This window comes from Fluviispira multicolorata (genome assembly GCF_009208585.1).
Lineage (GTDB): Bacteria > Bdellovibrionota_B > Oligoflexia > Silvanigrellales > Silvanigrellaceae > Silvanigrella > Silvanigrella multicolorata.
On the sequence record NZ_WFLN01000004.1, the window covers coordinates 105,885 to 130,169 of the forward strand.

Below are 24,285 nucleotides of genomic sequence, written 5' to 3' on the forward strand. Positions count from 1 at the left end.
ATGAATCAATTTATTATGCGCTCTCAAAAAGGCCAAGTTTTACTTGAAGGATTGGTTGCGAACTTAATACTGTTTTTATGTGCATTTTCTATTATAGAAATAGTTCGTCTTTTAGCATTTAAAGCTGTGCTTCACTCAGTTGTTTCTGATCTTACTTTACAGATTTCACATAGTGAATTGGCTTTAAAGCGAGCTGGAATTATTTCGCAAAACTCAGTTAATTCTTCTTTAGATAATGTAAGTTATGAAAATGAAATAAAAAATAGTTTTCGGAAAGTTTTATCATTGTTTCCTACATCTCGCATTTCATTTGCAAATGAAAAAAATTCTTCTCAATCTGTAGTATATGCACTCCCTCAGTATAATTTTTTAATTCGGATCGATTTTATTTTTACAGCTAAGCCAAATCCTTCTGGAGTTTATATGAAGGTAAATACTTGTTTGCCTGTTTTATTTGCAAGTTTTTTTAACAATTCTAAAAATAGTGAGGAAGTAAAAATAGGCAGAGAATCACAAAAAAAAAGAAATTGTTTAGGTCAATTTTCAAATACAAACTTTTTAAATCAGCTTTTCTGGTTTCGCATACGTTCATCAAGCTATGCTCCTTGGCCAGCTTCAACTCAAATTTATGAAAAAGGCTTTGCTCTACCTCGTAGTGTAATAGGCTTAGAAGATAATATTATAAAGGAAACAAAAATTTTTATTAATGATCAAAATTTAACTCCATATTTTTTTAAATCAGAAGAGGTAAACTAATTTAAATATGAAAGTTTTAAAATTGAAAAACCAACATGGACAAGCTCTGATCAGTGGACTTATATTTCTTGTATTTTCTATGTTATGTGTTGCTTTTTTTCTTTTCATTTCAGAATCATTTTATAGAGTATACTCAAATATCAATAAAGAACGTGAATATAGAATAAAAGAAAATTCTTTCGTTGCAAATAAAATAAATCAATTATCTATTAATAATCAATATATTTTAAGTGCTTTGAGTGTTGCGCAAAATGCTTTTGCTGAATCTACTGAAATAGGTTTGTATGTTTCATATTTTCAACCCTATTGGTTGACTTATGGTTTTATAAATAAAAATTCTTCAAATGATAAATTTGAAAATATAGGGAAAAAAAATGCATTGTCTATGGAAAGTGAAAAATATGTCAACAATGCTTTTAAAACTTATCGCTTGAAATCAGCAAGAGGTCTTTATATAGCAATATCTTTAGCAGAAAAGAATGAAAAAATTATTAACTCACTTCCCCAAAATATAAAAAAATATTTTATGCAAAGCTCTAACAGTGAAGTGTTTTGTCTTGCGCTCGCTTCGCAAAGTAAAAATTATGGTTTTCCAGGTTTTTTTAATATTCCTTTGCTTGAAAATCTTTATAATTTTTATATAGATCAAGATGAATGCCAGCTTTCTCATTATAATAGTTCCTATAGAGTGGTGAATAAAATTCTGCCATTTTTATCTGATGCGGAACCTAATTTGTTTCTTGATTATAATAAGATGACAGAGATTTTAAAAAAATCGACTCAGTTTGGTGTTTATTTTGTTTCTTTCTCTCAGGCAAAAAACTTTTTAAATGAGCTTTATATAGATAATTATTCTGATATTCTAGTGAATCCTAAGTTTACTAAAATATCAAACTATCTTTCTAAGATTCCATTTTTCAGTTCTCTCAATTTAAGTGAGAATGTTTTTCTCCAAAGTGTTCCTAAAAATATTTATGTGCGAATTTCGCATCCATATTTTGTGTGTTCTGGGAAATCAAGCTGGCAAGGTGATTTCTTACAGGAAAAAGATTGGAAAAAGGAAGCAACATGTCTTCTTTCTAGGGAACTCTTCTATAAATCTTTTTTTACACCTCATTGGGCAGCCTTTGTAACTCAAGAAGAAGGAAAAAATGAATATTTTTAGTTCAAAAGGTCAATCTTTGCTTGAGTGTGTTATGGTTGTTCCTCTTTTTTTTATTTTATTAGGATCTATTATTGTTGTTTTTCAACAACAAAGTCGTTCATTTCAAGATGAAAATACTCATTTTATTCTTTCCCTTTCTGAAGGACATTTTGAGTTAGAAGAAAGGCAGCTTGCTCATTGGGCAAATAATAAAGACGATAAAAATCTCCTCTTAGAAATGATTGCGGATAATTCGCTTAACTCCAGCCGTTTTTTTACTGAAAGTGTTGATTTACAGGAGGGTGTTTTCATCGAAAATCAGCCTGTGCGTGAGGTTTCTGCTCAAATTTTATCAGAAGGCTGCTCTTTTAATGCGATCTATAATATTATGGCTCAGCAGGGTGGTGAATTTAATTTGAAGACCTGTGCGCAGGAAAGTGGTTATCAAAGAGTTCTTTCCCCAATTCCAGATAAGCTTGGTTCCATTGAACAAAATAAGATTGGTTTCTCTCTTTTTTATCCTTATGCCGATTTTTCATGGTTTAAAAGAAATCAAGAAGTTGTCCGAAGTGTACACGGGTTTCTTGTGAGCTCACAAGGGTTAGAGTTTAATAAAAATATTGCCTCATTATTCAACTCAAGAGAGGGTGCCTTTAACGTCAATTGCTTTCTTGAACCCTTTCGTCCTCAGTGCCGCTTGCAATCTGTTGGTAATAAATTTTCAAGAGCAGCTAAAGATTCTGCAAATTTGCAGATTAGTGCTTGTTTTTTTGAAAGTTCCCTCAAATGTACAGGAAGTACAGTTGCTATGCCTGTGTGTCTGGCTGCCAATGGAGCTTCTCTCATAGCCTCAATTGCGGCTAAGCAGCCTTCCCCTCTGTGCCCTGCTCTTAATAGGAGCATAAAGTCAGGGCAATGGAGTGTGCAAAAAGCAATTTCTGCTTATTCTTTGATCATAAATGACCAGGAAATTGCTTTTAGAAAGCATTTTTTGATCATTAACTAAGCACTCAAAAAAAAGTGAAAAAACTTGCTTGGAATGCTTGACTCAAATCGCATTCGTGTATTAGTCACTGTCCTACCAAGGGTTGGCACTTTAGCTCAGTTGGTAGAGCAGTGGATTGAAAATCCACGTGTCCCCGGTTCGATTCCGGGAGGTGCCACCATCTTTTACCTATCCTCTTTATTCATTTCTTTTTTTCCTTGTTTTTCTCATTTTTTAAGATTAAGAGCTCAATTTAAATAAAACTATTAGATTTATTTTTGATAAAATCTATTTGTTTTTAGCTCCTCAAAGCATGTTTGATGTTTTTGTTTTTTTTATAGGATATGCAATGCGACCAAAATCTTATTCCAATCTTTTACAATCCGTTGCAAGTTATGTTGAAGGTCTTCTTAAAATAGAGGATTGCTCTGACCTCAAGCTTGCTTTACAAATTGCAAAAAAGCGAGGAACTCCGCCTTTGCAGGTCATTCCAACAGATGGCCGTTGTCTCGAAATTTTAGCACGTTCTGTGCAAGCAAAAAAAATTGTTGAAATAGGAACTCTTTGTGGGTATTCAGCCATCTTTCTTGCTAAAGCACTTCCCGCCAACGGAAAACTTTATACATTTGAGCAGAGTGAGCATCATGCTCAGGTTGCGGGTGAAGTGTTTGCTGAGTTGAATCTTTCATCAAAGATTGAAATTGTTTTTGGCAAGGCGCTTGAGACGCTTCCAAGTATAAATAGCAAAGGCCCTTTTGACCTTATTTTCATCGATGCTGATAAAGCAAATTATCCAAATTATTTTGATTGGGCTATTGAAAATTTACGTTCAGGTGGTCTTCTATTGGCTGATAATGTTTTTGTTTTTGGATATATTGGCGAACAAGATTTACCAAATGGTGATCTTGCAAATCTTGTCTTAGCAATGCGAGAATTTAATAAAAAATGTGTTGAGGATGAAAGATTGGTTACAACATTTTTACCGACAGGCGAAGGTATGATGGTAGCTATAAAAAAATAAGTTTATTCTTTTTTATTATTAACCATATTTTTATCAATAATATGCCATATAATAACATAAATAAGCGATAAAATAATATATATGAATGAAGAGTCGAAAAAAACATTTTGAGTGGTAGCATGAAATATATTTGCAGTTAATGTAACTATGAGTGTGGTAAATAAAAAAATCGAGCTGTCTTTTTGTGTCTGTAGCTCTTTCTTTAAAATACTTAAAATCATAAAAATAAAGTATATAATTAACAGCGCTCCAGTTATTCCTACTGAAGCAAAAATTTCAAGATAGTTATTGTGTGCATTAAATTTTTGAGTGATATGGGCATATCCAAGTTTATCATAGTATTGTTCTCGCACGCCATGTGCAATCCAAACACTCCCTTGGCCAACTATTGGTTTATCTAGGAACATTTGTGTGTAAACTTCCCAAAAATACTGTCGATTGTTTCCATCTTCAAGGGTGCGTGAGTTTAAAATAGAGTTTGCAGTAACGTCAATTCTTTCAATAACTCCATATTTTTTTGCAATAAAAAAGCTAGATATAGAAATAAAAATTGTCACGAGTATTGTAAAAATAGGTTTGCGTTTAAAGCATATAAATGCAGGCACTCCTATTAATATTAGAAAGTTGATCATAGTAGCAGTGCGACCAGAGCTTAAAATGACAGAAATTGTATTTGCAATTGTTATTAAGCATAAATAAATAAGTGGAATATATTTATGTTTTTCAAATGGAATAAAATAAAATCTCGATTGACTTCTTTTAGCAATAAAGATCCAGAGAAGTGTCCAGCTAAAAACAGCATAGGCTAAGCCAATGGCTGCCACAGTGAGTGGATGTCCGTAGAAGCCATAGACCCGAAAAGTACCGTTTTGTAGTAAATTATCATTTGATAATTGGAGACCATATTTTACGTGGGAGCGGAGTTCAAAACCTGTATAATGTTGGTAAATAAGAATTGCACAAAATAACAGAGAAGCGGGCAACAGGCCTGCAATAAAATATTTAAGAGGGTTTATTTCAGCTGGTTTTTGATTGGTTTTGGTTTTATTCCCTTTAAATATTTTTTTGAAAGGAGTCATACGAGAGATTAAGATAAAAATAATTGAAATACTGCCTGCAAAAAAGAATGAAGAAGGAAAATTACTATCGATAATATGATTAAGGTTCTCTTGTAAGTTATAAATAGATTGTGGCATTGCCTTATTTTGAAAGTAATAGGTAATGAAATTAAAAGCAGGAAAAAGAATATGTAGTAAAATTAGTAATATACTGATTTTAATAAAAAAAAGTGACAGTTTTTTGCTCTTGTAAAGGTAATAGCCAAAGGGTGCGAAAACACAGCATAAATAGAAACCAGCTCCTTGAATTGCAATTCCGAGATATAGGAAAAAGGGGAGTAAGAAGAATAAAGAGCTTAAGATCATTTAATAAATTCCTATTCTGATGCAAAAGCACGCAAAAACGAGTTTTGAGTTTTTATATTTGCATGTTAAGCCTCTTTTGATTTTAATGCTATGCTGTGGAGGATTTAAAATCCAATGAATATCAATCAAAAACGAATTTTAATTGTATTGCCTAGGCAACTGGGTGATGTTTTATTGGGCACTCCTCTTGCTCAAGTTTTGCGAGAAAAATACCCGAATGCGCAAATTGATTGGTGGAGTCATCCTATGGCTAAACAAATTCTTGAGCAGAATCCATTTTTAAATAATCTCTTTTATTACCCGGTTTTAAAGAAGAATAAAACAGAGAAAAAAGATATTCTAAAAGTTATATTGAGAAATATTTTATTGTTATATTCAAATGTTTTCCATTTGCTAAAAATGAGAAAGCAAAATTATCATATTGTAATAGATGCAATGAATAACCCAAGAACGGCTTTGCTTACATTTCTTACGGGAGCTCCGATAAGAATTAGTTTTGCTACAAACCCAATAAGAAATTTAGCTTTTAATCATCTTATTGATCGCAAAGATTTAAATGAAGGTTATCTTGGGCATGCAAGATTAAATTTATTAAAACCTTTGGGAATTGAATTAAAAATAGAAGATTGTTTAAAATTGTATCCAAAGATTCCCATTTCAAGCATAAATAAAGATAAAGTGATAGAATGGTTAAATCAGAGTGAAATGAAATTTTCAGAATCAAATACACAACATTTATCTAATAAGAAATGTCGTATATTTGATTTTATTCTTTTGAGTCCTACTCACAGACGTTCTGTTCGGAGATGGCCAGCAGAGAGTTATGTAAATTTAGCCTTGCAAATGATTGAAAAGCATAAATGTCCTGTTGTTTGGCTTTGGGGACCATCTGAAAATGAATATGTCTATTCAATGCATACTGCTTTACAAGAAAAATTAAAAGCTTCTGATATATCAGTTGAGCTCAGTCTTTTTCCACCTCTTTTTACTCTTCGTGAAGCTGCATTTTTATCAGAAAATGCTTTAATATGGATAGGAAACTCAAACGGACTCAGTCACATTGCTGTTGCTGCTGGTGCAAAAACTTTAGAGTTACATGGACCAACTTCTCCAACGAGTTGGTGTCATCCAAATAAAGAAATGCATCTTGCTCTGCAGAGAACTACGGGATGTATTCAGTGCGAGTCAAATGTTTGTAAACTTATTCGTCGAGAGTGTTTAGAAGATTTATCAATAAAGGATGTGTTTAATGTGGCAAATAATTTAATATTAAAATGATTTTATATTAAGAAAGAATTCATCTTAATTTTCATTTATTTGTACTTGATTAATAAGTTTAATATCATTTTCAAAATCAAGAATATTTTGTAGAGTTGTGTTGACAATTCCTGTCAAAGCTTCATGAGTTAAAAAAGCTTGATGTGCCGTAATTAAAACATTTGGGAATGAAATTAATCTTGCAAGGATATCGTCGTCGATTCCTTTTTCAGAGAAATCTGAAAAAAAGTAACTCTCCTCTTCCTCATAAACATCTAAAGCTGCTCCTTTTATAACTCCTCTTTTAAGAGCTTGAATGAGCGCCCTGCTATCAATTAATCCTCCGCGACTTGAATTTATGATAATGACGTTTCTTTTCATCTTGGAAAATGATTCTTTATTGAGTAAATGGAATGAATCTTTACTCAATGGAATGTGTAAAGAAATGATATCAGAATATTGGTAGAGATCATTTAAAGAGACATATGTTATATTTTCGTTAGTATTATTAGGATATTTATCATATGCAAGAACTTGACAGCCAAATCCATTCATAATTTTTGCCATTGCCATTCCAATACGGCCAGTGCCAATAATTCCGACAGTTTTTTTATTGAGATCAAAACCAGTTAAACCATCTAAGGAAAAATTAAATTCATGAACACGATTATAAGCTTTGTGAATTTTCCGATTGAGGGAAAGTAAAAGTGCAATGGAGTGTTCTGCAACAGCATAGGGTGAGTATTCTGGCACACGTACCACGGTTAAATTATGTTTTTTAGCTTCTTTAAGATCGACATGATTAAAGCCAACACTGCGCAAGGCAATCAATTTCACGCCGAATTCAGAAAGTGCTTCGATAGTCTGTTTATTTATTTTATCATTAACAAATGCGCAAACACATGAATAACCTTTAGCTAGAGAGGCTGTTTCTGCAGTTAATTGAAGTTCGAGAAATTTAATATTATGATGGAAAAATTTGTTGATATCCTCAAAATATTTCTTTTCATAACTATGGGTACTAAACACAATGACATTCACACTGATCCCTTATCTGCAGAAATTTAAAAATTAAATACTTAATTACACTCAATGTCTGGTCCTGCTTTCAAAACATCTTGACTTGTTTTTTGCACAAATTTTTTAAAGTTATCAATAAACATATTTGCTATTTTTATTCTATTTAAATCATAATTATTTTTATCACTCCAAGTATTTCTTGGGTTTAATATTTGTGTTGGAATACTTCTTATTTGGCGCGGAATTTTAAAGTTAAATACAGCAAAGTTCTCAAATCCTTCATTTATGAGCTCGCCAGAATGAATTGCATTGAGAATACTGCGTGTGTATTTTAATGAAATTCTTTCTCCTTCTCCATACCCACCAGCAGTCCAACCTGTATTGACGAGCCATGCTTGTGTGGAGTGTTCACGCATTTTCTGTGCTAATAATTCGGCATATTTTATTGGATGCCAAACCATAAAAGGAGCTCCAAAACATGCTGAAAAGGTAGCTTTAGGTTCTTTAATTCCAACTTCAGTGCCAGCAATTTTTGCAGTGTATCCACTCATAAAATGATACATTGCTTGTTCAGGTGTTAATAAGCTTACAGGAGGCAACACTCCAAAGGCATCACAGGTGAGAAAAATAATATTATTTGCATGATTTGTTGTACAAGGTATTTTTGCATTTTCAATATATTCAATTTTATATGAAGCACGTGTATTTTCAGTTATTGATAAGTCAGAATAATCAACCTTGCGCGTATTTGGATCGGCAACAATGTTCTCTAATAAGGTACCAAATTTTATAGCTCCAAATATTTCAGGTTCTTTTTCTCTTGAGAGATGATCACATTTTGCATAGCATCCTCCTTCGATATTAAATATACCACTGTCAGACCAGCAGTGTTCGTCATCTCCAATTAGTTTTCTATTTGGATCGGCGGAAAGAGTTGTTTTTCCAGTCCCAGAGAGTCCGAGAAAAATTGAGATATCACCTTCTTGTGCTCCTTCATTAACGGAACAATGAAGTGACAAGACTTTTTTCTTTGGCATGAGATAATTCATGACAGTGAAGACGCCTTTTTTCATTTCTCCTGCATAGTCGGTGCCCAATATAACAATTTCTTTTTGTTCAAAATGGAATGATATACTTGTTTTTGAGGTCATCCCTTCTGCATGATCATCTGCACAATGACTTCCTGCATTAAAAATGACACAATCTGGCTCGCCAAAATTTTTGAGTTCTTCTGGAGTTGGACGTATTAGCATATTGTGCATAAAAAGCGCATGATAGGGGCGGGAACAAATTACACGTACTTTTATTTGATAAGACTTGTCCCAGCCTGCATAGCCATCAACAACATATAAATTTTCTTTTGTAGAGAGATAATCAAGGGCCCGTTGTTTGCAAGCAACAAATGAAGTTTGTGATTGTGCGATATTGACTTCACCCCAGTCGATATTTAATTCGCTTTCAGGATGTTTTACAATTCTTTTATCTTTAGGACTTCTACCTGTTTTTTCACCTGAAAATGCAACAAGAGCGCCAGAATCGGTAAGAAAAGAATTATTTTCAAAATGAATAGAGTGTTCATAAATAATAGGAATAGATGTGTTATGATAAATTTTATTATGTACTAAACCATATTTTTTTAACATTATGTTGAATTTCCTTTTCTTATAAAATAGATAGCTCTTTTTTAACATAATGATATTTAAGCGATAAATGAATAGTTGTCAATAAGCATTTATAATTTATTTTTATTTTTGGTGCGCTCTTTTGAGAAAAGAGTTCACTCAAAATTTAACGTGCGTTAAAAGAATATTTTCAAAGAAGTAAGAATTTTTATCTTCTTACTTCTTTGCTTTATAGATTGTTTTTAAAATTGCGTCAAATTAATTATTTTGTTATTTTATAAACATTTTGGGTATGGTTTGTAATATTTTTTTTTAATTTATTTAAAAAAATAAAAAAGCATCTTATTCTATTTCAAATAAGATGCAAGCAGAGTAGAATCATATTAAAATTCAAATTCAAGACAAGAATTATCTGCAGAAGTTACGTTAGCTAAGTATGACTTTGCTTCTGGCAAGACATGATGTGCGAAAAACTTTGCAGTTTTTATTTTATTTGAATAAAATCTTTTGTCTGTTGCTGACAATTTACCTGAGAGCTTTTCAGAGGCAATAACGGCTTGTTCAAGCAACAATCCTGCTATTATTGTGTGGCCGAGTGCCATTAAAAAAGGATAGGCATTTACAATCGCTGCTTTTCTATCTCCTTTTTTTGCGACTTCACCCATATGCATTGCTGCTTCAGCAAGTCCTGCAATATATTCTTCAAGGAGTGCCGCTTCTCCTCCAATGGTTTTATGCTCTTTGTATTTCTCTATGAAATCTGTGTGTCTTTCAAGCCATCCCATAAAGATAGCTCCTTCTTCCATACGCATTTTTCTGCCAACAAGGTCCAATGCTTGAATGCCATTTGTCCCTTCGTATATAGAAGCAATTTTTGAATCACGTAGAAGTTGTTCTACAGGATAATCCTTTGTAAATCCATAACCTCCATAGGTTTGAATAGATTGAACAATTGAAGCAAAACCCATATCAGTTGCCCAAGCTTTCATAATTGGAGTTAAAAGCTCAAGAAACCCTTGGCATTTCTTTTTGTTTTCTTTATCAGGCGAATGTTCAGATTCATCATGCATTAATGCTGTTGTATAGCTTAAGGCTCGAATGCCTTCCACAATACTTCGTTGACGTAGGAGCATTCTCTTAACATCAGGATGGTTGACAATGGCGATGCGAGGAGGATTTTTAGCATCTTTTTTTGATGTAATATCAACTCCTTGTATGCGTTCTTTTGCATAAGCTTCGGCATTTAAAAAAGCCACAGAAGCTTGAGCCAATCCCTGCAAACCCACTCCTATGCGTGCCTCGTTCATCATTAAAAACATGTAGTGAATCCCATGGTTTTCTTTACCAATGAGGAATCCTTCACAGTCATCTTTGTCCCCAAAACCCATAAGGCAGGTTGAATTACCATGAATTCCCATTTTTTCTTCAAGTGAAATGCAATAAAGATCATTTTTACCAGTGATTTTTCCTGTGATTTTATCAAAGCGTTTTTTGGGGACTAAAAATAAACTCACGCCTTCAATTCCTTGGGGAGCATCTTCAATGCGCGCTAAAACCAAATGCAGAATATTTTCTGCAAAATCATTTTCTCCTCCCGAAATCCATTGTTTAACCCCTTTGATTTTAAAACTGCCGTCTTTATTTCTTTTTGCGGTTGATTTTAGATCCCCTACGGCGCTCCCTGCAGAGGGTTCTGTTAGACACATTGTGCCTGTCCAAGTGCCTGAAGCAATTTTTGGAACACAGGTTTTTTTCATCCATTCTTCACCAAAGTGGTAAAGCACATGGGAAGCTGATTTTGTAAGCCCTGGATACATTGTAAATGCTTGGTTTGCACTTGAAAAAAGTTCCATAAAAACAGCGGCAACAACACTTGGCGCTTGAATGCCACCAGCTTCTTCGGTATCAGATAAAGTTAAGAAACCATTATCAACGAATTGTTTATAAGTTTCTTTAGTTCCTTTAGGGGTTGTTACTTCTTTTGTTTCTTTATTGTGCACACATCCAACTCTGTCACCAACTTTATTTAATGGTCCAAGATGTTGATTGCATAATGAAATTGCTGAGGTGAGCATTTCACCAACTGACTCTATCGAGTGATCAGAATAATGTGGAATATCGAAAAGTTTTTGAATTTGTAAATATTCAAATAATACAAATTCAATTTCTCTTCTGTCTACCATAAATGAACTGTTTGCAGCCATGAGTTTTTCTCCTAGAAAAATAAAATTTCATTTTCTTATATATAAAAAATGAATAGATAAACATTATTGTGAATTCGACTCTGTCACGCTCCATTTTTCATCAAAATCCTCTAAAATAAGTGAAGCAAACTGAGAAGAGTACACTGTGTCCGATTTTATTGATGCAAAATCAGCATCAACTCTTGCTAGCTCAATTAATTTTTTATCTTCCATAAAAGCGAGTTTTAACATTTTAAGTGCTTCGCTTTTTTTTCCTAAAAGTGCGAGCATACATGCTTTGTTATAAATATAAATTGCAGTATGTGGACGCAACTTTAAGGCAGAATCGAAATCTTCAAGTGCATTATCGTAACTGGAGCTTTTATAATATGTAATTGCTCTTTCTGCAAAGAGATCATCCCTTTTTGGTTCTAATGAAATTGCTTTATCGTACATTTCTATTGCATTTGAATATTTTTTGTTATTTCTGTTTATTTCTGCAAAAACAACGTAGGGAAGTTCAAAGGAGGGTTCTTCTCTCATTAAATAATTTAAAGAATCATCAAGAATATATAACGCATTTATTTTTTTATATTCAGAAACGAGAGATTTATAAAATTGCTTACTTTCTCCACTTGATTTTGCTGAATATGTAGCAGCAATAGCTGCTTCTTCTTTTTTCTTATCTCTGAAATAAGCTAATGATAGATGAGCATAAACTAAAGAATAAGCTGAAGTGGAAATATATTCCTTTTCTCCTAAAATCTTTATTAATAAGTTTAAATTATCAATTGCTTTTTTATTTTTACTTTCAATAGTATATTGCATTACAGCAAGTTGAAGTCGTGATTCAACATCATTGCCGAGAGATATAGCCTTTTCAAATGCATAAGTTGCTTCTTTATAATTCCTGTTATTAGCATAAGCAAGAGCTGCCTTATGCCAAATCCACCTGTCAGGATATTTTTTGGCAAAATTTTTCAGGGTTAATCCAAGTTCATCTCTTTTTGTGCTGCGAATAATGGCTGAACTTACGTATTGAGAAATATCATCTGTTGAAGCTCCACTTTTTAAAGCGAATTCTGCACTTTTAATAGATTCTTGTGGGTTCTTTTCAGAGAAAATTCTTGTTTTTTCAATAAAAGTGTCTTTGTGATTTGGATAACGTGTTAAGGTGTCTAAATATAAATCTTCCGCATTTTTAACTTGTCCTGTATAAAATAGAATGTCCGCACTGGCAAAACGTGTTTTTGGTCGATCAGGATCAATTTCATAAGCTTGATTAATAAGCATTATACTTTTATGTAGTTCTTGTGGATATTTATTTCCTTGAGCGACTTGTGCTTGGATTAATTTTGCGAGTGCAACATAAGCATTGATATTTTTTGGGTTTTGGCGAATGCTTTCAATCAATAGTTTTTCAGCTTTAATTTGCTCACCGGGGAGGGAATCGACAATTATTCTTTTTGCTGCAAGATATAATTTTGTTGAGGATTCAACTTTTAAGTCGTTCTCTTTTGTATGTTTGAGAGAGATTGATAACGATCCTTCATCCCCATAGACTATGAAGCTATTGCAAAGCAGACTTCCGTAAAGTGTTATGGTAAGAACCCTATTTTTCAAAGAGTGACCTTCCTCAACCTAGTGCTTGTATGTTGTGAAGTGGTGATACCTAGACTGGATATCGACGTTTTTTCTTAATTATTGAGAAGTGGGTTTAAGGTTATTTTTGTAATTAAATATTTATTTATTTCTGTATTTACGGTTAATTAAGGGTGTTATGCGGACTTTTTTATTTTATGTAGGCTATTTATACTATCTTCTTTTGTTGAAAACTGTGCGTATTAAACTCAATGGTTTTAATGAAATTCAAGCTGTCTGGAAGTCTGGTCGAAATGCTGTTTTTTGCTGCCCGCACAATTCAATTTTGGCTTGCTTTGTAGGGGTAGATAAACAAGAAAGACCTCATGTTGCTCTTGTGGCAAGTCTGAGCAAAGATGGAGAACTTGTTTCAAAATTACTGCTTAAAAGAAGGTATGAAATGATTAGGGGCTCCTCTAGTCGAGGAGGGCGTAAAGCTTTGCTTGAAATGCAAAGAGCAGGTGAGCAAGGGAAAAGTTTAGGAATTGCTTTTGATGGTCCTAAGGGGCCTCCACTTATCCCAAAAAGAGGTTTAGTGGGTTGTGCGCGGGTAGTGAATGGACCTCTTTTTTTAATTCACGCACATTCAACTCGAGGAAGAATTTTTGGCTACCCCCGTGCAATGAGAGTCAACTCATGGGATAAGATGCTTATTCCGTTACCGTTTAGTGAAATTGAAGTCTTTTTTGAAAAACTTCCAGAAAAAGATGAAATTAATTTAAGTTCTGATGAACATTATGAGTTTTTTATATTAAATTTAGTGCAAAAAAGATCAGAAGAAGTTTTTCAAAAATTATATTTAAAGTAAGAATTGTTGAGAAATAAGTTAATATAAATAACATTTTAAATTTATATTATTATAATGTATTTTTTACTATTTGACTTTTTGTTTTAAAAACATTAAACTTATTTTTTTGTACCCGATTTTTAAAAAATCAATATTTTATATAGAGATATTTTATGAAATTTAAAGCATTATGTATTATTCCTCCAATTATTTTTTTTAATAATTGTTTAGCAACTGATATAAATTTTGAGCATTTGCGAGCTGAAGATAAGAGGCTTAACTATCATTCGTATAATGAACAAAATAAAAAAAATAAGGATTTAAATGAACTGAGCGTTAAACAATATTGTAATAATCATTTTTCCAGTAATTGTAAGAATCCTGCCTATAATAAGAATAATTTTTCCTATAACTGTAATGATCCAAATTATAATCGGAATAAATTAATTTATAATTGTAATGACTTACCTTGTGATTGTAATAATCTACAGGATTACTCTTTGAAATTTAATTGGAATGATTCAAAATCTAAGAATAATTCGTTAAGTTTTAGTGGAGATTCCTTAGATCCATTCTCATTAGGTAAAGATATCTCTATAAAAAATGATTTTGGCTTACAGTTTAATAGAATTAAGTGGAGCTCATCTTCTCTTAATGAAAAAGGATTAAAAATAGAAATAGAAGCTTTGATTGAAAACTCTAAAGAAGATAAAAATAAATATAAATTTTATTTGAAATCTTTGGATAATAATTTACTAAATGGAAGCCTTATATTGAATGAAAATGATTACATAATAGAGTTATTACAATTTGACGAAATTTTCTATGGCAAGTTAATGGAAGATATAGACAGTGATTTTTATAAAGAGAATATAGATTCTAAATATTTTGAATATATAAAAATATTTTTACCTTATGTTACAATATCAAATAATGAAAAGTATAATCTGAAGTTTAAAATTGATTTTAAAAGTAAATCAAATGAAATTTTAAAATTATTATCAGTTTTTAAGGAGCATAATAATTACTCGAAAATAACTTCATTTTTGAATAATATGAATTCGAATAGTTACTATGAAATATCAGATATTTTAAATTTAATTGATGAAAAATATGCTGTAAATTTAAATAAAATAATAGATTATATTGTGAAGATAAATTTCAAAATTTACAAGAATTCAGACCAGGAAATGATTATATCCTACGATGAAATTGGGGCTATTAGAGTAATAATACTCTAAGATTATAGTGATATTTTTTTATAAGAGGTAGTAATGAAATTTAAGCCATTTGTTATGTCTTTAGCCATGGTTTTTGTGAGTTCATGTGGAGATAGAAGTGAAGTTAAACCAAAAAAAGTCATTTCATATTCAAACCCTGAAATTGAATTTAGGTGTGATAACTCAAATAAAGAATGTGATATGAGCTTTAAAAATGATAATATAGATTTGGCTTCTGGAGTAATTAGATTTTCAAGTGATAGATATATTATTCGAAATCTTAATTTTAAAGAAGAGCTCATTGAAATAATGAAATCAAATATAGAACCTGAAAATGAAATTAAAATTTTAGATGAATTTTCTGAATTTTTAAATAATTTCTTTTCGAAAGTATCATTTTCAAATAATGATGAAGATAATTTGAAAATCAATATGAGTCCCGAAGATTTTGCTGAAAGTACTTATAATTTAATTTCTAAAATATTGAGTGAAAATTCAAATAAAGTTTTAAATAACGAAGATAAAATATTAATTACTGAATTATTAAAGAAATTTATTTACAATGGGAAATTTGATATTGTAAATATTATAAGACAAAAAGATGAAATTAAAAAATTAATTAAAAAACATTTTGAAGATGATAGAGATTTTAATGTAAATAATGATTTTGATAATATATTTGATAATACTATTAAAAAGTTAAATGATGTTTTAAAAGAAAAGTTTAATAATGATTTTAATGTTTTCAAGAAAATTAAAATAAATGAACCTAATTCTTTCTCTATATCTATTCATTTATTAGGTGATGATGGCACTTCAAGTAAGCAGATAATATACGCACCTTTTATTGAAAAAAACGGTTCTAAAAATGTTTATCGCGGTAAAATCTATTTAAATTAATGAATGATTTATTCAAATTATTATAATAGATTTCTTTTTCTTCATAAAAATAGTAATTATTTTTATGAAGTATTAAAAAATATTTTTTAAGATTTGTCTTTAAAAAAAAATAAAAAATTGTTATAAATAAAGTCACAATAAGTTTATCCAAAACAATTTTTTTAAGGACAATATCTTATGCATTGTAAAAATATAATTGCTTTGACTTTTTGTATCCCAATATTATCGCTCGTTGGTTGTGGGAAGAGTAATAAAATAATTGATACTTCAGGACTTTCACATAATGCGAAGATGTTTAATGAATTAAAATCAAACATAAAGCATACTGAAGTCGTATGTGAAGATAATTTGCAAAAAGACTGTGTGGTTAATCTAAAAAATGACAAAGGTGCAATTATTTCTTCAGGAAAATTAAGTTTTAACAATAGAAATTCCTCTGGGAAATATTTTAGACTCAGTCAGTTCCATTTCGATCAGACCTTATTGAAAAATTCAATAATAAATTTTTCTGAAGAACTTAAAAATGATATTTTTATTTCAGCAAATGAAAATTTAATAAGTAATATTGTTTATGAAAATATTGAAAATGTGGATGAAAATACAGTAAATTTCAAATTTACTGATAGTATTATGGCAAGAGACTATATCGTACAATTTTTAAATAAAATTGATTTTTTCTTAAACTATGACAGAAAAATTGAGCGCAATAATTATGTTGAAAAATTAAAAACAGCGGAAAACTTAGGTATTGAAGATATAAATAATATGATGAATATTGTTTTTAAGAAAGATTTTTTTTCATTTATGAATTTTATAAAAAAATATAAGCTCATTAATTTGCAAATTAAACGAGATACTAATTCAGATATTACTGTATCTTTTGATGACAAGAAAAAGAATGACACTTGTCAATTAGCTTTACTTAAGGAAGCACTTGACACAGGTTATCGTTATAAAGTAGATCCAAAAAATTCAGCATTTAAATATGTAAAGACAAATAAAAATTGTTCTTTTAGTGGAATTTTGCAAAATTAATTTTTTTAAAATCATTATAAATAAAAAGTCTCAATCAGTTTATATCTTCCGATTGAGGCAATTCTTTTATTGATGCTGATTGTCTTTTATCCCAGTTTTCCTTGTACTTATTTGCTAAAGTCGCGTCAGAGATAATAAGTACATTTTCGGCATTTCTTTCTTGAGCAGCTTTTGTAAAATTAAAACTTCCCGTTATAACTGTTTTCGTATCAATAATTATAATTTTATTGTGTGCAATCGCTGGTTTTGAATCTTTCCAAAGAGGTATTCCTTGGTTTTGTAAAAACTTAGCTGAAGAATATTTCTGTGAGAATTGTCCTTTGTCTAGTATGACATTGACTTCAACCCCCCGTTTTTTTGCATTGACTATTGCTTTGGCAATGGGTGCGCTCGTAAAGGAATAAGCTTGGACGAAGATACTCTTTTTAGCTAAATCAATTTCATTCACAATTTCTTGAGCACAATCAGAACCCGGTGTGAAGCAAACCTTATAGGGCGCATCTTTAAAAGAACTTGCATTTAATGGATTCATAAAAACTAAGAATGAAACATAAATAAAATATTTACTTTTTTTATTATTGAACATATTTGTTACCTTTCTTTTTTTTGTTCATCTTTTTATAAGCTAACCATTCACATAAGTAAAGAAGCGCATGATTTAAAAAATAAATACAAGGAAGATTTATGCAATAAAAATAAGCGTATAAAAAATATTTATAAAAGAATTAATAGCTTGGAATTTATTTGAATATTTGTTAACTCATTTTTCTGTCAAATTTTTTACACGGGGTTATTTAAAGTGAATCAATTTTCTAAATTAAATGTATCTTTATGTACTTTTTTATTTGTATTTTCTCAACCATTATTTTCATTTGCAAATGAAAAAATTTTAGATATCAGTGAAAATTATAATTATATAGAACAGCATTATTTTCCAACTCAACCACAAAAAAAATGGAGCGTATCAACTGGTGGTGCTCTTTATGGAAATCCAGTTGTAGATCAGCATGGTAATATTTATGTAGGATCAAAAGATAAAAATTTATATGCAATATCAAAATATGGAAGTATTTTTTGGAGTTTTCAAACTGGGGGAGATATTTTTTCAACTCCTTCAATTTCAGAAGATGAAATTATTTATTTTGGATCATTAGACAATAATGTTTATGCTCTCTATTCACATGGGGATTTAAAGTGGAAATTTGCAACTGGAGACGAAGTTTATTCGAGCCCAGTTATTTCTAAGGATGGTACGATTTATGTCGGTTCTAACGATCATAAGCTCTATGCCATAAATCCGAATGGGATAAAAAAGTGGGAATTTGTAACGGGTGGACCTATTTTTTCAGCAAAACCAGCAATCGGTAAGGATGGAACAATCTACATAGGTTCTAATGATTATAAACTTTATGCTATAAATCCAGATGGAACAAAAAAGTGGGAATTTGCAACTCATGGTATGGTCTACTCTTCACCCGTATTTGCAAAAGATGGAACTATTTATTTTGGATCTTATGACCATAAATTGTATGCATTAAATGAAGATGGAACTAAGAAATGGGAGTATGAAGCAGATAAAAGTGTGCATGCATCGGCAACTGTTGCCGACGATGGAACTATTTATTTTACTTCATATGATGCAAAACTTTATGCACTGTCTCCTGATGGAAAGAAATTATGGGATTTTATGACTGGAGGTTCTATCTACTCGAAACCACTTATTGGAAAAAATGGGCAAATATATATAGGCTCATTTGATAAAAATTTATATGAAATATCAAAAGAAGGTTTTAAAAACTGGGAATATAAATTAGGTGGATATATTTATACTAACCCTGTATTTGGAAAGAATGGGCAAATATATATAGGTTCATTTGATAATAAACTTTATGCAATTCAAAATAAAATAAATTATTTACCTTCCCCATGGTATTAAACTTTTTTAAATTTAGCCAAGTCTTGCAACATATGAATTTGCCCAAATAGAGATTTTTTAAAGTCGGATAACAATAAACTTTCATTTTCGGAGTGTGCATTTGTATAAGGATCTTCAACTCCAACAAGAATTGCGGGTATAGATCCAAATTCATCGGATAGAGGTTGGACAAATGGAATGCTTGCACCACAGCCAATAAATTGTGTTGTATGTCCATAACCTTTTTCTAATGAACGAGCTGCAATTTGATAGACATCTGCTTTGGGATCTGCAATTGACCACCAATTGCTAGCAGATTCTGTTGTTACTTTAAGACGAAAACCCTGCGGACAAACAGCATTAATATGTTTTGTTAAAATATCTAAAACTTCTTGAGGCTTCATATTTGGAACAATTCGAATAGAAACCCTTGCCCATGCAGCGTCTTGAATAATATTACTCACAAGCTTTTTACTGCCACTTTGAATTGCATTTATACTTAATGATGGCTGTCTCCAAAGACGCTCTGCAAAATCTTTTTCTTGTGCAGTAAAGGGGAGTCCATTTAATAAGCCAGTTGCTCCTCTTGCAATATTTTCTAATTTTAATTTCGCAAAATTTTTGCGTTCTTCTTCTGTAAGTTGAAGAACATTATCGGTTAACCCTTTAATAGCTATGTTCCCTTGTTCATCGCATAAAGTAGCAAGTATTTTTGTGAGAGCAAAAACAGGGTCTGGCAGTATTCCTCCCCAAAGTCCAGAGTGCACAGGATGATCAAGAGCATCAACTTCAATGTCTACAGCAACTAAACCACGGAGCGCGGTCGTGATACTTGGTATTCCTGAGTCAACATTGACACAGTCGGTAACAATAATTCCATCAGCTTTTAATTTTGCTTTGTGCTGACGGACAAATGCAGCAAGGTTATTGCTACCAATTTCTTCTTCTCCTTCAATAAGAACTTTTACATTAACAGGTAATTCTCCTGCGGTTTTTAAATAAGCAGCTATTGCTGCAGAATGGGCGATGATTCCTGCTTTGTCATCTGCTGTTCCTCTTCCGTACAGGCGGCCATTTTTTTCAACAGGTTTAAAAGGATCTGTTTTCCATTTGTCTTCACGTCCAGGGGGCTGAACATCGTGGTGAGCATAAAGTAACAAAGTAGGTGCATCGGGTTTGTGGATCCATTCAGCGTAGACATAGGGATGTATGCCCTTACCAAGTTCAAGTAATTCCACTTTTTCAAGCCCCGCACTTCGCAAAACTTCAGCTGTAGCTTCAGCACTGTGTTTCACTTCATTTTCGTCAAAACTTGCTAAACTTACACTTGGAATTTTCACTAGTTTTTTTAAACGATTTAATTCTTTTTCAATATTTTTTTCACAATAATCAAGTGCCTTTTGTGTTACTTGAGTTGGGGTTGTTAAAAAGAGTGGCTCACCTTTCTCATTTTTACATCCACATGTTGGGGAGTGAAGATGTTTTATACTTTTCATAGAGAATTCCTTATTTACTTTTTTTAACTATTTGCCACGCTTCGTTTAAATATTGCATTGCTTCTTGATTTGTAACATTATTTTTATCAGGATGCCAAAGTCGGGCACGTTCCAAATAAACTTTTCTCACTTCTTCAAATTCAGATTTTTCATTTGAACTTAAAAACTCAAAAGCCCACTTTAAAGTTCCTTTTGGAAATTTATTCGAATTCTTTAAACAAATATCAAAGCTGTGATTATTTATATTTTTGTCTTCTCTTATTTTTTGTAACTCTTGAATAATTTCTTCTTTTTGTTTCAGTCGAAGTTGTTTTTCAAGTTTTTTTTGTTTTTTCTTCTCTAACTCAATTCTTTTTTCTTCAAAAGATTCGTCATCGATAAAATTGCTGCCCATGTTGGAAACATTCACCTACTGTTATATATCAATTTGACTTCAGTGTTCTTACGCTGGTTAAATGGGAGGAAGGGGTCCTGCCACTCACGCTTAAAGCACAGAGTTTGGATAATGACATGCAGAATCTGACAATTCAAGAAAACATTTTCCGTAATATATTCATGCTAGAAACGATTGCACGTATTGGAATGAGTTCTTTATATGGGTTTGCTGTTTTGAGTTTTGCTTACACACTCATTTTAAAATCGAGAAATGCACCACATTCTGAAAAATTTCATTTGTTAGCACGTGCTTTCTTTTTATTAGCAACTTCTTTTACAATCGTATATGGAACTCTCGAATTTATCTTTCCAGTTAATTCTTTAACAACACAAGTATATACCGTAATATGTCTTGTGTTGTCAGTTGCCGTTATTGTCGTAGATAGAGGAAAAGAGGGTTTACCTGCATTTTCATTTCTTGTCGGTGCACTGACATTTTTATTTGCAACGATAACTCCTTTTCTCGATCCCACACCTCTTTACAATGCGGCATCAGGTGATTGGTTGGTATTTCTTCACATTGGTACGGCTGCATTGGGAGAAGCAATTTTTGTCGCCGCTTTTTGTGCATCTCTTTTATATTTGAGAGAATATAGAAAATTAAAGCAAAAAAAATTAGGAAAAGTATCTTCACCTATCAGTCTTGCATCGCTTGAAAAACTGGTTGAACGTTCTTCACTTATTGGTTTGACTTTTATAACTATTAGTTTGTTATCAGGATTGGCCTTGATTTTTATCGGTAAAGTGACTGTGCAAGTTGGGATTATTAAAATACTCTGGGCGTTTTTGGTTTGGGGATGGTATGTGATGACCATCTTTGGTAGGAGTCTGTGGGGTTGGCGGGGTCGCAAAGGAGCACGCTTTACAGTTTTTGGGATGCTATTATTGCTTATTGGTTTATTTGGAACGATTTGGCAGTACTTTTAAAAGTAGAAAGAATATTGTTACTTATGAAGAAAAGAGTTCTTATTTATCATACTGGAGGAACTTTTGGAATGGCATTGGGTGATACCTTGGCTGCTCAAAAGCAATCCCCACATTTTTTAGAAGATCTTTTGCAGCGCGTGCCCGAGTTGCCTTCTCTTGCAAAAATCGAATTAAGAATTCTTTGTAATATAGATTCTTCCGATGCAAATCAAAAGCTTTGGTGTTTGCTTGCAAATGCCATTCAGGAAGATTGGAATGATTTTGATGGATTTGTTATTATTCATGGCACAGATACCATGGCTTTTAGTGCAACAGCATTGGCTTTTATCTTGCAAGGATTAACAAAATCCATTGTTTTTACCGGTTCTCAACGCCCAATCAGCGCAATGCGCTCAGATGCTCGTGTGAATATTATCGATGCTGTGGAGCTTGCCACCCGTGGAATACCTGAAGTGATGGTTTGTTTTGACAGTGAAATACACAGAGCAACTCGTGTCACAAAATACAGCAACGAACATCTTTACGCATTTAAAAGCTATAATGCTCCTGTTATTGGAAGTTTGGGAGTAAACTTTAAAATCAAGCGAAAAATTTTAAATTCAATAATTCCTTTTGCAAAAAGACATATGCCAGTGGTAAATACAAATTCAAATAGTAATATTGCATCACTGCTTTGTGTTCCTGGTGTTATGCCTTCAGATTCATTTATTGAATCACTCTTAAATTCAATAGAGGGCCTGATTGTTCAGGGTTTTGGATCAGGAAATCTGCCCGTAACAGAAAAAAACTGGCTTAATCTTTGTCAAAAAGCCTTACTTAAAAAAATACCAGTGGTGATGTCTACCCAATGTGAATCTGGAGCTGTTTCATTAGATTTATATGAAAATGGTAGAATATTTTCTGATTTAGGTGTTATTTCTGCATTAGATATGACATTTGAAGCTGCAAGCGTAAAATTAATGATTATGCTTGGACGAAAAATCTCTTTTGAAAAAAGACATGAATTTTTTGCAACACCACTTGCATTTGAATGCACTCCTGTTTCTAAGAATAAAGAAGATATAGGAACAAGAAAATGAAGCAATCGCAATTTTTTGCATACAGTGGAGCTCATTTTAAAACATGTCCCGTAGAAATGCGAGAGGCATGGGCTTCTGTGGGTTCTCTGGATAATATAAAGTATATTTTGCAAAAAATATCTCCATTACAGACAATTGAATTTGTTATAATTAGTACTTGCAATCGCTTTGATATTTGTTTCTTTGGAATTATTTCACAACATCAAATTATAAATATTTTTTCAGAACTTTTAAGTGTTTATAATAATAATTTAAATTTAATAAGCAAAAGTTTTTCAAAAGATTATATTGAAAAATTTCTGCATATTGACTTTGATGCAGATGCATTGCGAACATTATATAAAGTAACAACAAGCTTAGACTCGTTAGTACTTGGCGAGTCCCAGATTTTAGGACAAGTTAAAGATGCTTATTTAAGAGCATGTGAATTTGGTTCTGCTCAAAATCAAGCATCTGCTATTTTTAGCCGTAATTTTCGGGTGGCTAAAAAAGTTCGAACTGAAACAGAAATTGGCCGCAATGGCATATCTATTGGACATGCTGCTATCGACGTTATTTCGCGTGTTTTTGATGGTGTACAAGATAAAAAAATTGTTATTTTTGGTGCAGGCGAAATGTCCCGTATTACAGCTCAACATCTGATTGTTTCCAATGCCAAAAGTGTTTATATTGCTAATAGAACTTTTGCAAAAGCAGAAAAACTTGCTCTTGAATTGGGAGAAGCTTGGCCGCTTGAATTGGATGATGCTCTGCAACGAATTTCTGAGTTTGATATTTGTATAGCTGCTGCTTCTGGTAATAATTTTATTATAGAAAAAAATCATTTAAAAGATTATTCAAAAAAAAGGCATGGAAAACTTTCTGTAATGGTTGACATCAGTGTGCCACGAAAAATCGATCCTACAGTTTCTGAATTTGATAATCTTTTCTTATTTAATGTCGATGATCTCGATTCCGTGATGGAGAAAAATAGACAAAATCGACGGATGGCGGCACAACAAGCTGAAAAAATAATTGAAGAAGAAGTTCGTGATTTTATTTTGTTCTGTAAACAAAAAGAAAATCTTGCTAATGTAGGTCGTTTTCACAGTTGGGTTAAAAATGTTACAGATTACGAATTGTCACGTTATATTAGAGATATTAATAATGGTAAAGTTGTTAATCAATCAGTTGTTTCTGATGCAATTGCCAAAAAAATAGTATCTAATACAGCATTGCTGGCAAGAAATAATATAAAAGTGGATGGCGATGACAATTCAGTAGGAGATCTTCTAGAATTTTTATTTCGTCTGTCAGAACAACCGTTATTACCAGAAAATATTCAAAAAGAAGATAATATTGTAAAACTACCAATTAAACCATCTGCAAAAGCAGGAGGAATTTAAATAATTTTAGATAAGAAATTTTTTAAAATTATTTAATTCTGAAAGAAAGTTTT

21 protein-coding genes and 1 tRNA gene are annotated in these 24,285 nt (G+C 31.8%); 14 read left to right on the forward strand and 8 right to left on the reverse strand.

What is annotated here, in order from left to right:
• The 5 genes from GCL57_RS00555 (at nucleotide 1) to GCL57_RS00575 (ending at nucleotide 3,906) form a co-directional block, all read left to right on the forward strand.
• Nucleotides 1–756, forward strand: coding sequence for a hypothetical protein (locus tag GCL57_RS00555; protein WP_152211308.1), 756 nt, complete (start codon nucleotides 1–3; stop codon nucleotides 754–756).
• Nucleotides 757–763: 7 nt separating this feature from the next.
• On the forward strand, nucleotides 764–1,921 hold the full coding sequence (locus GCL57_RS00560) for a hypothetical protein (protein WP_152211309.1): 1,158 nt from the start codon (nucleotides 764–766) through the stop codon (nucleotides 1,919–1,921).
• Entirely contained in the window at nucleotides 1,908–2,906 is a 999-nt protein-coding gene (locus GCL57_RS00565; protein ID WP_152211310.1) for a hypothetical protein, read from the forward strand. Before GCL57_RS00560 ends, GCL57_RS00565 begins: the two co-directional genes overlap by 14 nt.
• 84 nt (nucleotides 2,907–2,990) lie before the next feature.
• Nucleotides 2,991–3,066: transfer RNA gene (locus GCL57_RS00570), tRNA-Phe, on the forward strand.
• Between the two features lie 168 nt (nucleotides 3,067–3,234).
• On the forward strand, nucleotides 3,235–3,906 hold the full coding sequence (locus GCL57_RS00575; protein WP_161597519.1) for an O-methyltransferase: 672 nt from the start codon (nucleotides 3,235–3,237) through the stop codon (nucleotides 3,904–3,906).
• A gap of 2 nt (nucleotides 3,907–3,908) precedes the next feature.
• On the opposite strand, the gene GCL57_RS00580 is transcribed toward GCL57_RS00575, so the two are convergent.
• Entirely contained in the window at nucleotides 3,909–5,102 is a 1,194-nt protein-coding gene (locus GCL57_RS00580; RefSeq protein WP_161597520.1) for an O-antigen ligase family protein, read from the reverse strand.
• Between the two features lie 342 nt (nucleotides 5,103–5,444).
• On the opposite strand from GCL57_RS00580, the gene GCL57_RS00585 reads away from it, so the two are divergent.
• Nucleotides 5,445–6,608, forward strand: a complete 1,164-nt coding sequence (locus GCL57_RS00585) for a glycosyltransferase family 9 protein (RefSeq protein ID WP_152211313.1) — start codon at nucleotides 5,445–5,447, stop codon at nucleotides 6,606–6,608.
• 24 nt (nucleotides 6,609–6,632) lie between these two features.
• On the opposite strand, the gene GCL57_RS00590 is transcribed toward GCL57_RS00585, so the two are convergent.
• The 4 genes from GCL57_RS00590 to GCL57_RS00605 all read right to left on the reverse strand — a co-directional run bounded on the left by GCL57_RS00590 (nucleotide 6,633) and on the right by GCL57_RS00605 (nucleotide 13,035).
• Entirely contained in the window at nucleotides 6,633–7,628 is a 996-nt protein-coding gene (locus GCL57_RS00590) for a 2-hydroxyacid dehydrogenase (RefSeq protein ID WP_152211314.1), read from the reverse strand.
• Between the two features lie 38 nt (nucleotides 7,629–7,666).
• Nucleotides 7,667–9,250: a phosphoenolpyruvate carboxykinase (ATP) gene (pckA, locus tag GCL57_RS00595; RefSeq protein ID WP_152211315.1), complete on the reverse strand. Its 1,584-nt coding sequence runs from the start codon at nucleotides 9,248–9,250 to the stop codon at nucleotides 7,667–7,669.
• 362 nt (nucleotides 9,251–9,612) lie between these two features.
• Nucleotides 9,613–11,433, reverse strand: a complete 1,821-nt coding sequence (locus GCL57_RS00600; protein WP_152211316.1) for an acyl-CoA dehydrogenase — start codon at nucleotides 11,431–11,433, stop codon at nucleotides 9,613–9,615.
• Nucleotides 11,434–11,496: 63 nt separating this feature from the next.
• On the reverse strand, nucleotides 11,497–13,035 hold the full coding sequence (locus tag GCL57_RS00605; RefSeq protein WP_152211317.1) for a TPR end-of-group domain-containing protein: 1,539 nt from the start codon (nucleotides 13,033–13,035) through the stop codon (nucleotides 11,497–11,499).
• 157 nt (nucleotides 13,036–13,192) lie between these two features.
• On the opposite strand from GCL57_RS00605, the gene GCL57_RS00610 reads away from it, so the two are divergent.
• The 4 genes from GCL57_RS00610 (at nucleotide 13,193) to GCL57_RS00625 (ending at nucleotide 16,995) form a co-directional block, all read left to right on the forward strand.
• The gene (locus tag GCL57_RS00610; protein WP_152211318.1) at nucleotides 13,193–13,861 is read left to right on the forward strand and encodes a lysophospholipid acyltransferase family protein; all 669 of its coding nucleotides are present in this window, start codon (nucleotides 13,193–13,195) and stop codon (nucleotides 13,859–13,861) included.
• Between the two features lie 152 nt (nucleotides 13,862–14,013).
• Nucleotides 14,014–15,081, forward strand: coding sequence for a hypothetical protein (locus tag GCL57_RS00615; protein WP_152211319.1), 1,068 nt, complete (start codon nucleotides 14,014–14,016; stop codon nucleotides 15,079–15,081).
• 33 nt (nucleotides 15,082–15,114) lie between these two features.
• Nucleotides 15,115–15,960 (forward strand): ribosome-recycling factor, encoded by an 846-nt coding sequence (locus GCL57_RS00620; RefSeq protein WP_152211320.1) that lies wholly within the window; start codon nucleotides 15,115–15,117, stop codon nucleotides 15,958–15,960.
• Nucleotides 15,961–16,137: 177 nt separating this feature from the next.
• Complete coding sequence (locus GCL57_RS00625) at nucleotides 16,138–16,995, forward strand: hypothetical protein (protein ID WP_152211321.1); 858 nt, start codon at nucleotides 16,138–16,140, stop codon at nucleotides 16,993–16,995.
• Between the two features lie 34 nt (nucleotides 16,996–17,029).
• On the opposite strand, the gene GCL57_RS00630 is transcribed toward GCL57_RS00625, so the two are convergent.
• A complete protein-coding gene (locus GCL57_RS00630) occupies nucleotides 17,030–17,581 on the reverse strand; it encodes a phospholipase D family nuclease (RefSeq protein ID WP_211363197.1) in 552 nt (183 codons plus the stop codon).
• A 213-nt stretch (nucleotides 17,582–17,794) separates the two neighbouring features.
• Here GCL57_RS00630 and GCL57_RS00635 point away from each other — a divergent pair, with 213 nt between their 5' ends.
• On the forward strand, nucleotides 17,795–18,931 hold the full coding sequence (locus GCL57_RS00635; protein ID WP_161597521.1) for an outer membrane protein assembly factor BamB family protein: 1,137 nt from the start codon (nucleotides 17,795–17,797) through the stop codon (nucleotides 18,929–18,931).
• Here GCL57_RS00635 and GCL57_RS00640 read toward each other — a convergent pair.
• Nucleotides 18,928–20,406 carry a M20/M25/M40 family metallo-hydrolase gene (locus GCL57_RS00640; RefSeq protein ID WP_152211323.1) on the reverse strand — a complete coding sequence of 493 codons (1,479 nt, stop codon included), beginning with the start codon at nucleotides 20,404–20,406 and terminating at the stop codon, nucleotides 18,928–18,930. The two genes, GCL57_RS00635 and GCL57_RS00640, sit on opposite strands and share 4 nt — an antisense overlap.
• Nucleotides 20,407–20,416: 10 nt before the next feature.
• The gene (locus GCL57_RS00645; RefSeq protein ID WP_152211324.1) at nucleotides 20,417–20,800 is read right to left on the reverse strand and encodes a J domain-containing protein; all 384 of its coding nucleotides are present in this window, start codon (nucleotides 20,798–20,800) and stop codon (nucleotides 20,417–20,419) included.
• A 116-nt stretch (nucleotides 20,801–20,916) separates the two neighbouring features.
• On the opposite strand from GCL57_RS00645, the gene ccsA reads away from it, so the two are divergent.
• Genes ccsA through hemA form a run of 3 tightly spaced genes read left to right on the forward strand, consistent with a single transcriptional unit; the run spans nucleotide 20,917 to nucleotide 24,232 of the window.
• Entirely contained in the window at nucleotides 20,917–21,768 is an 852-nt protein-coding gene (ccsA, locus tag GCL57_RS00650) for a cytochrome c biogenesis protein CcsA (RefSeq protein ID WP_152211325.1), read from the forward strand.
• Nucleotides 21,769–21,791: 23 nt separating this feature from the next.
• Complete coding sequence (locus GCL57_RS00655) at nucleotides 21,792–22,847, forward strand: asparaginase (protein ID WP_161597522.1); 1,056 nt, start codon at nucleotides 21,792–21,794, stop codon at nucleotides 22,845–22,847.
• Nucleotides 22,844–24,232, forward strand: a complete 1,389-nt coding sequence (hemA, locus tag GCL57_RS00660; protein WP_152211327.1) for a glutamyl-tRNA reductase — start codon at nucleotides 22,844–22,846, stop codon at nucleotides 24,230–24,232. The genes GCL57_RS00655 and hemA overlap by 4 nt, the downstream gene beginning before the upstream one ends.
• The last annotated feature ends 53 nt before the right edge of the window (nucleotides 24,233–24,285 follow it).

Bases quoted from the DNA above. Each gene is read 5' to 3' on its own strand.
- GCL57_RS00555 (WP_152211308.1), top strand. From the start codon at position 1: ATGAATCAATTTATTATGCGCTCTCAAAAAGGCCAAGTTTTACTTGAA.
- GCL57_RS00560 (WP_152211309.1), top strand. From the start codon at position 764: ATGAAAGTTTTAAAATTGAAAAACCAACATGGACAAGCTCTGATCAGT.
- GCL57_RS00565 (WP_152211310.1), top strand. From the start codon at position 1,908: ATGAATATTTTTAGTTCAAAAGGTCAATCTTTGCTTGAGTGTGTTATG.
- GCL57_RS00575 (WP_161597519.1), top strand. From the start codon at position 3,235: ATGCGACCAAAATCTTATTCCAATCTTTTACAATCCGTTGCAAGTTAT.
- GCL57_RS00580 (WP_161597520.1), bottom strand. From the start codon at position 5,102: ATGCCACAATCTATTTATAACTTACAAGAGAACCTTAATCATATTATC.
- GCL57_RS00585 (WP_152211313.1), top strand. From the start codon at position 5,445: ATGAATATCAATCAAAAACGAATTTTAATTGTATTGCCTAGGCAACTG.
- pckA (WP_152211315.1), bottom strand. From the start codon at position 9,250: ATGTTAAAAAAATATGGTTTAGTACATAATAAAATTTATCATAACACA.
- GCL57_RS00600 (WP_152211316.1), bottom strand. From the start codon at position 11,433: ATGGCTGCAAACAGTTCATTTATGGTAGACAGAAGAGAAATTGAATTT.
- GCL57_RS00610 (WP_152211318.1), top strand. From the start codon at position 13,193: ATGCGGACTTTTTTATTTTATGTAGGCTATTTATACTATCTTCTTTTG.
- GCL57_RS00615 (WP_152211319.1), top strand. From the start codon at position 14,014: ATGAAATTTAAAGCATTATGTATTATTCCTCCAATTATTTTTTTTAAT.
- GCL57_RS00620 (WP_152211320.1), top strand. From the start codon at position 15,115: ATGAAATTTAAGCCATTTGTTATGTCTTTAGCCATGGTTTTTGTGAGT.
- GCL57_RS00625 (WP_152211321.1), top strand. From the start codon at position 16,138: ATGCATTGTAAAAATATAATTGCTTTGACTTTTTGTATCCCAATATTA.
- GCL57_RS00630 (WP_211363197.1), bottom strand. From the start codon at position 17,581: ATGTTCAATAATAAAAAAAGTAAATATTTTATTTATGTTTCATTCTTA.
- GCL57_RS00640 (WP_152211323.1), bottom strand. From the start codon at position 20,406: ATGAAAAGTATAAAACATCTTCACTCCCCAACATGTGGATGTAAAAAT.
- GCL57_RS00645 (WP_152211324.1), bottom strand. From the start codon at position 20,800: ATGGGCAGCAATTTTATCGATGACGAATCTTTTGAAGAAAAAAGAATT.
- ccsA (WP_152211325.1), top strand. From the start codon at position 20,917: ATGCAGAATCTGACAATTCAAGAAAACATTTTCCGTAATATATTCATG.
- GCL57_RS00655 (WP_161597522.1), top strand. From the start codon at position 21,792: ATGAAGAAAAGAGTTCTTATTTATCATACTGGAGGAACTTTTGGAATG.
- hemA (WP_152211327.1), top strand. From the start codon at position 22,844: ATGAAGCAATCGCAATTTTTTGCATACAGTGGAGCTCATTTTAAAACA.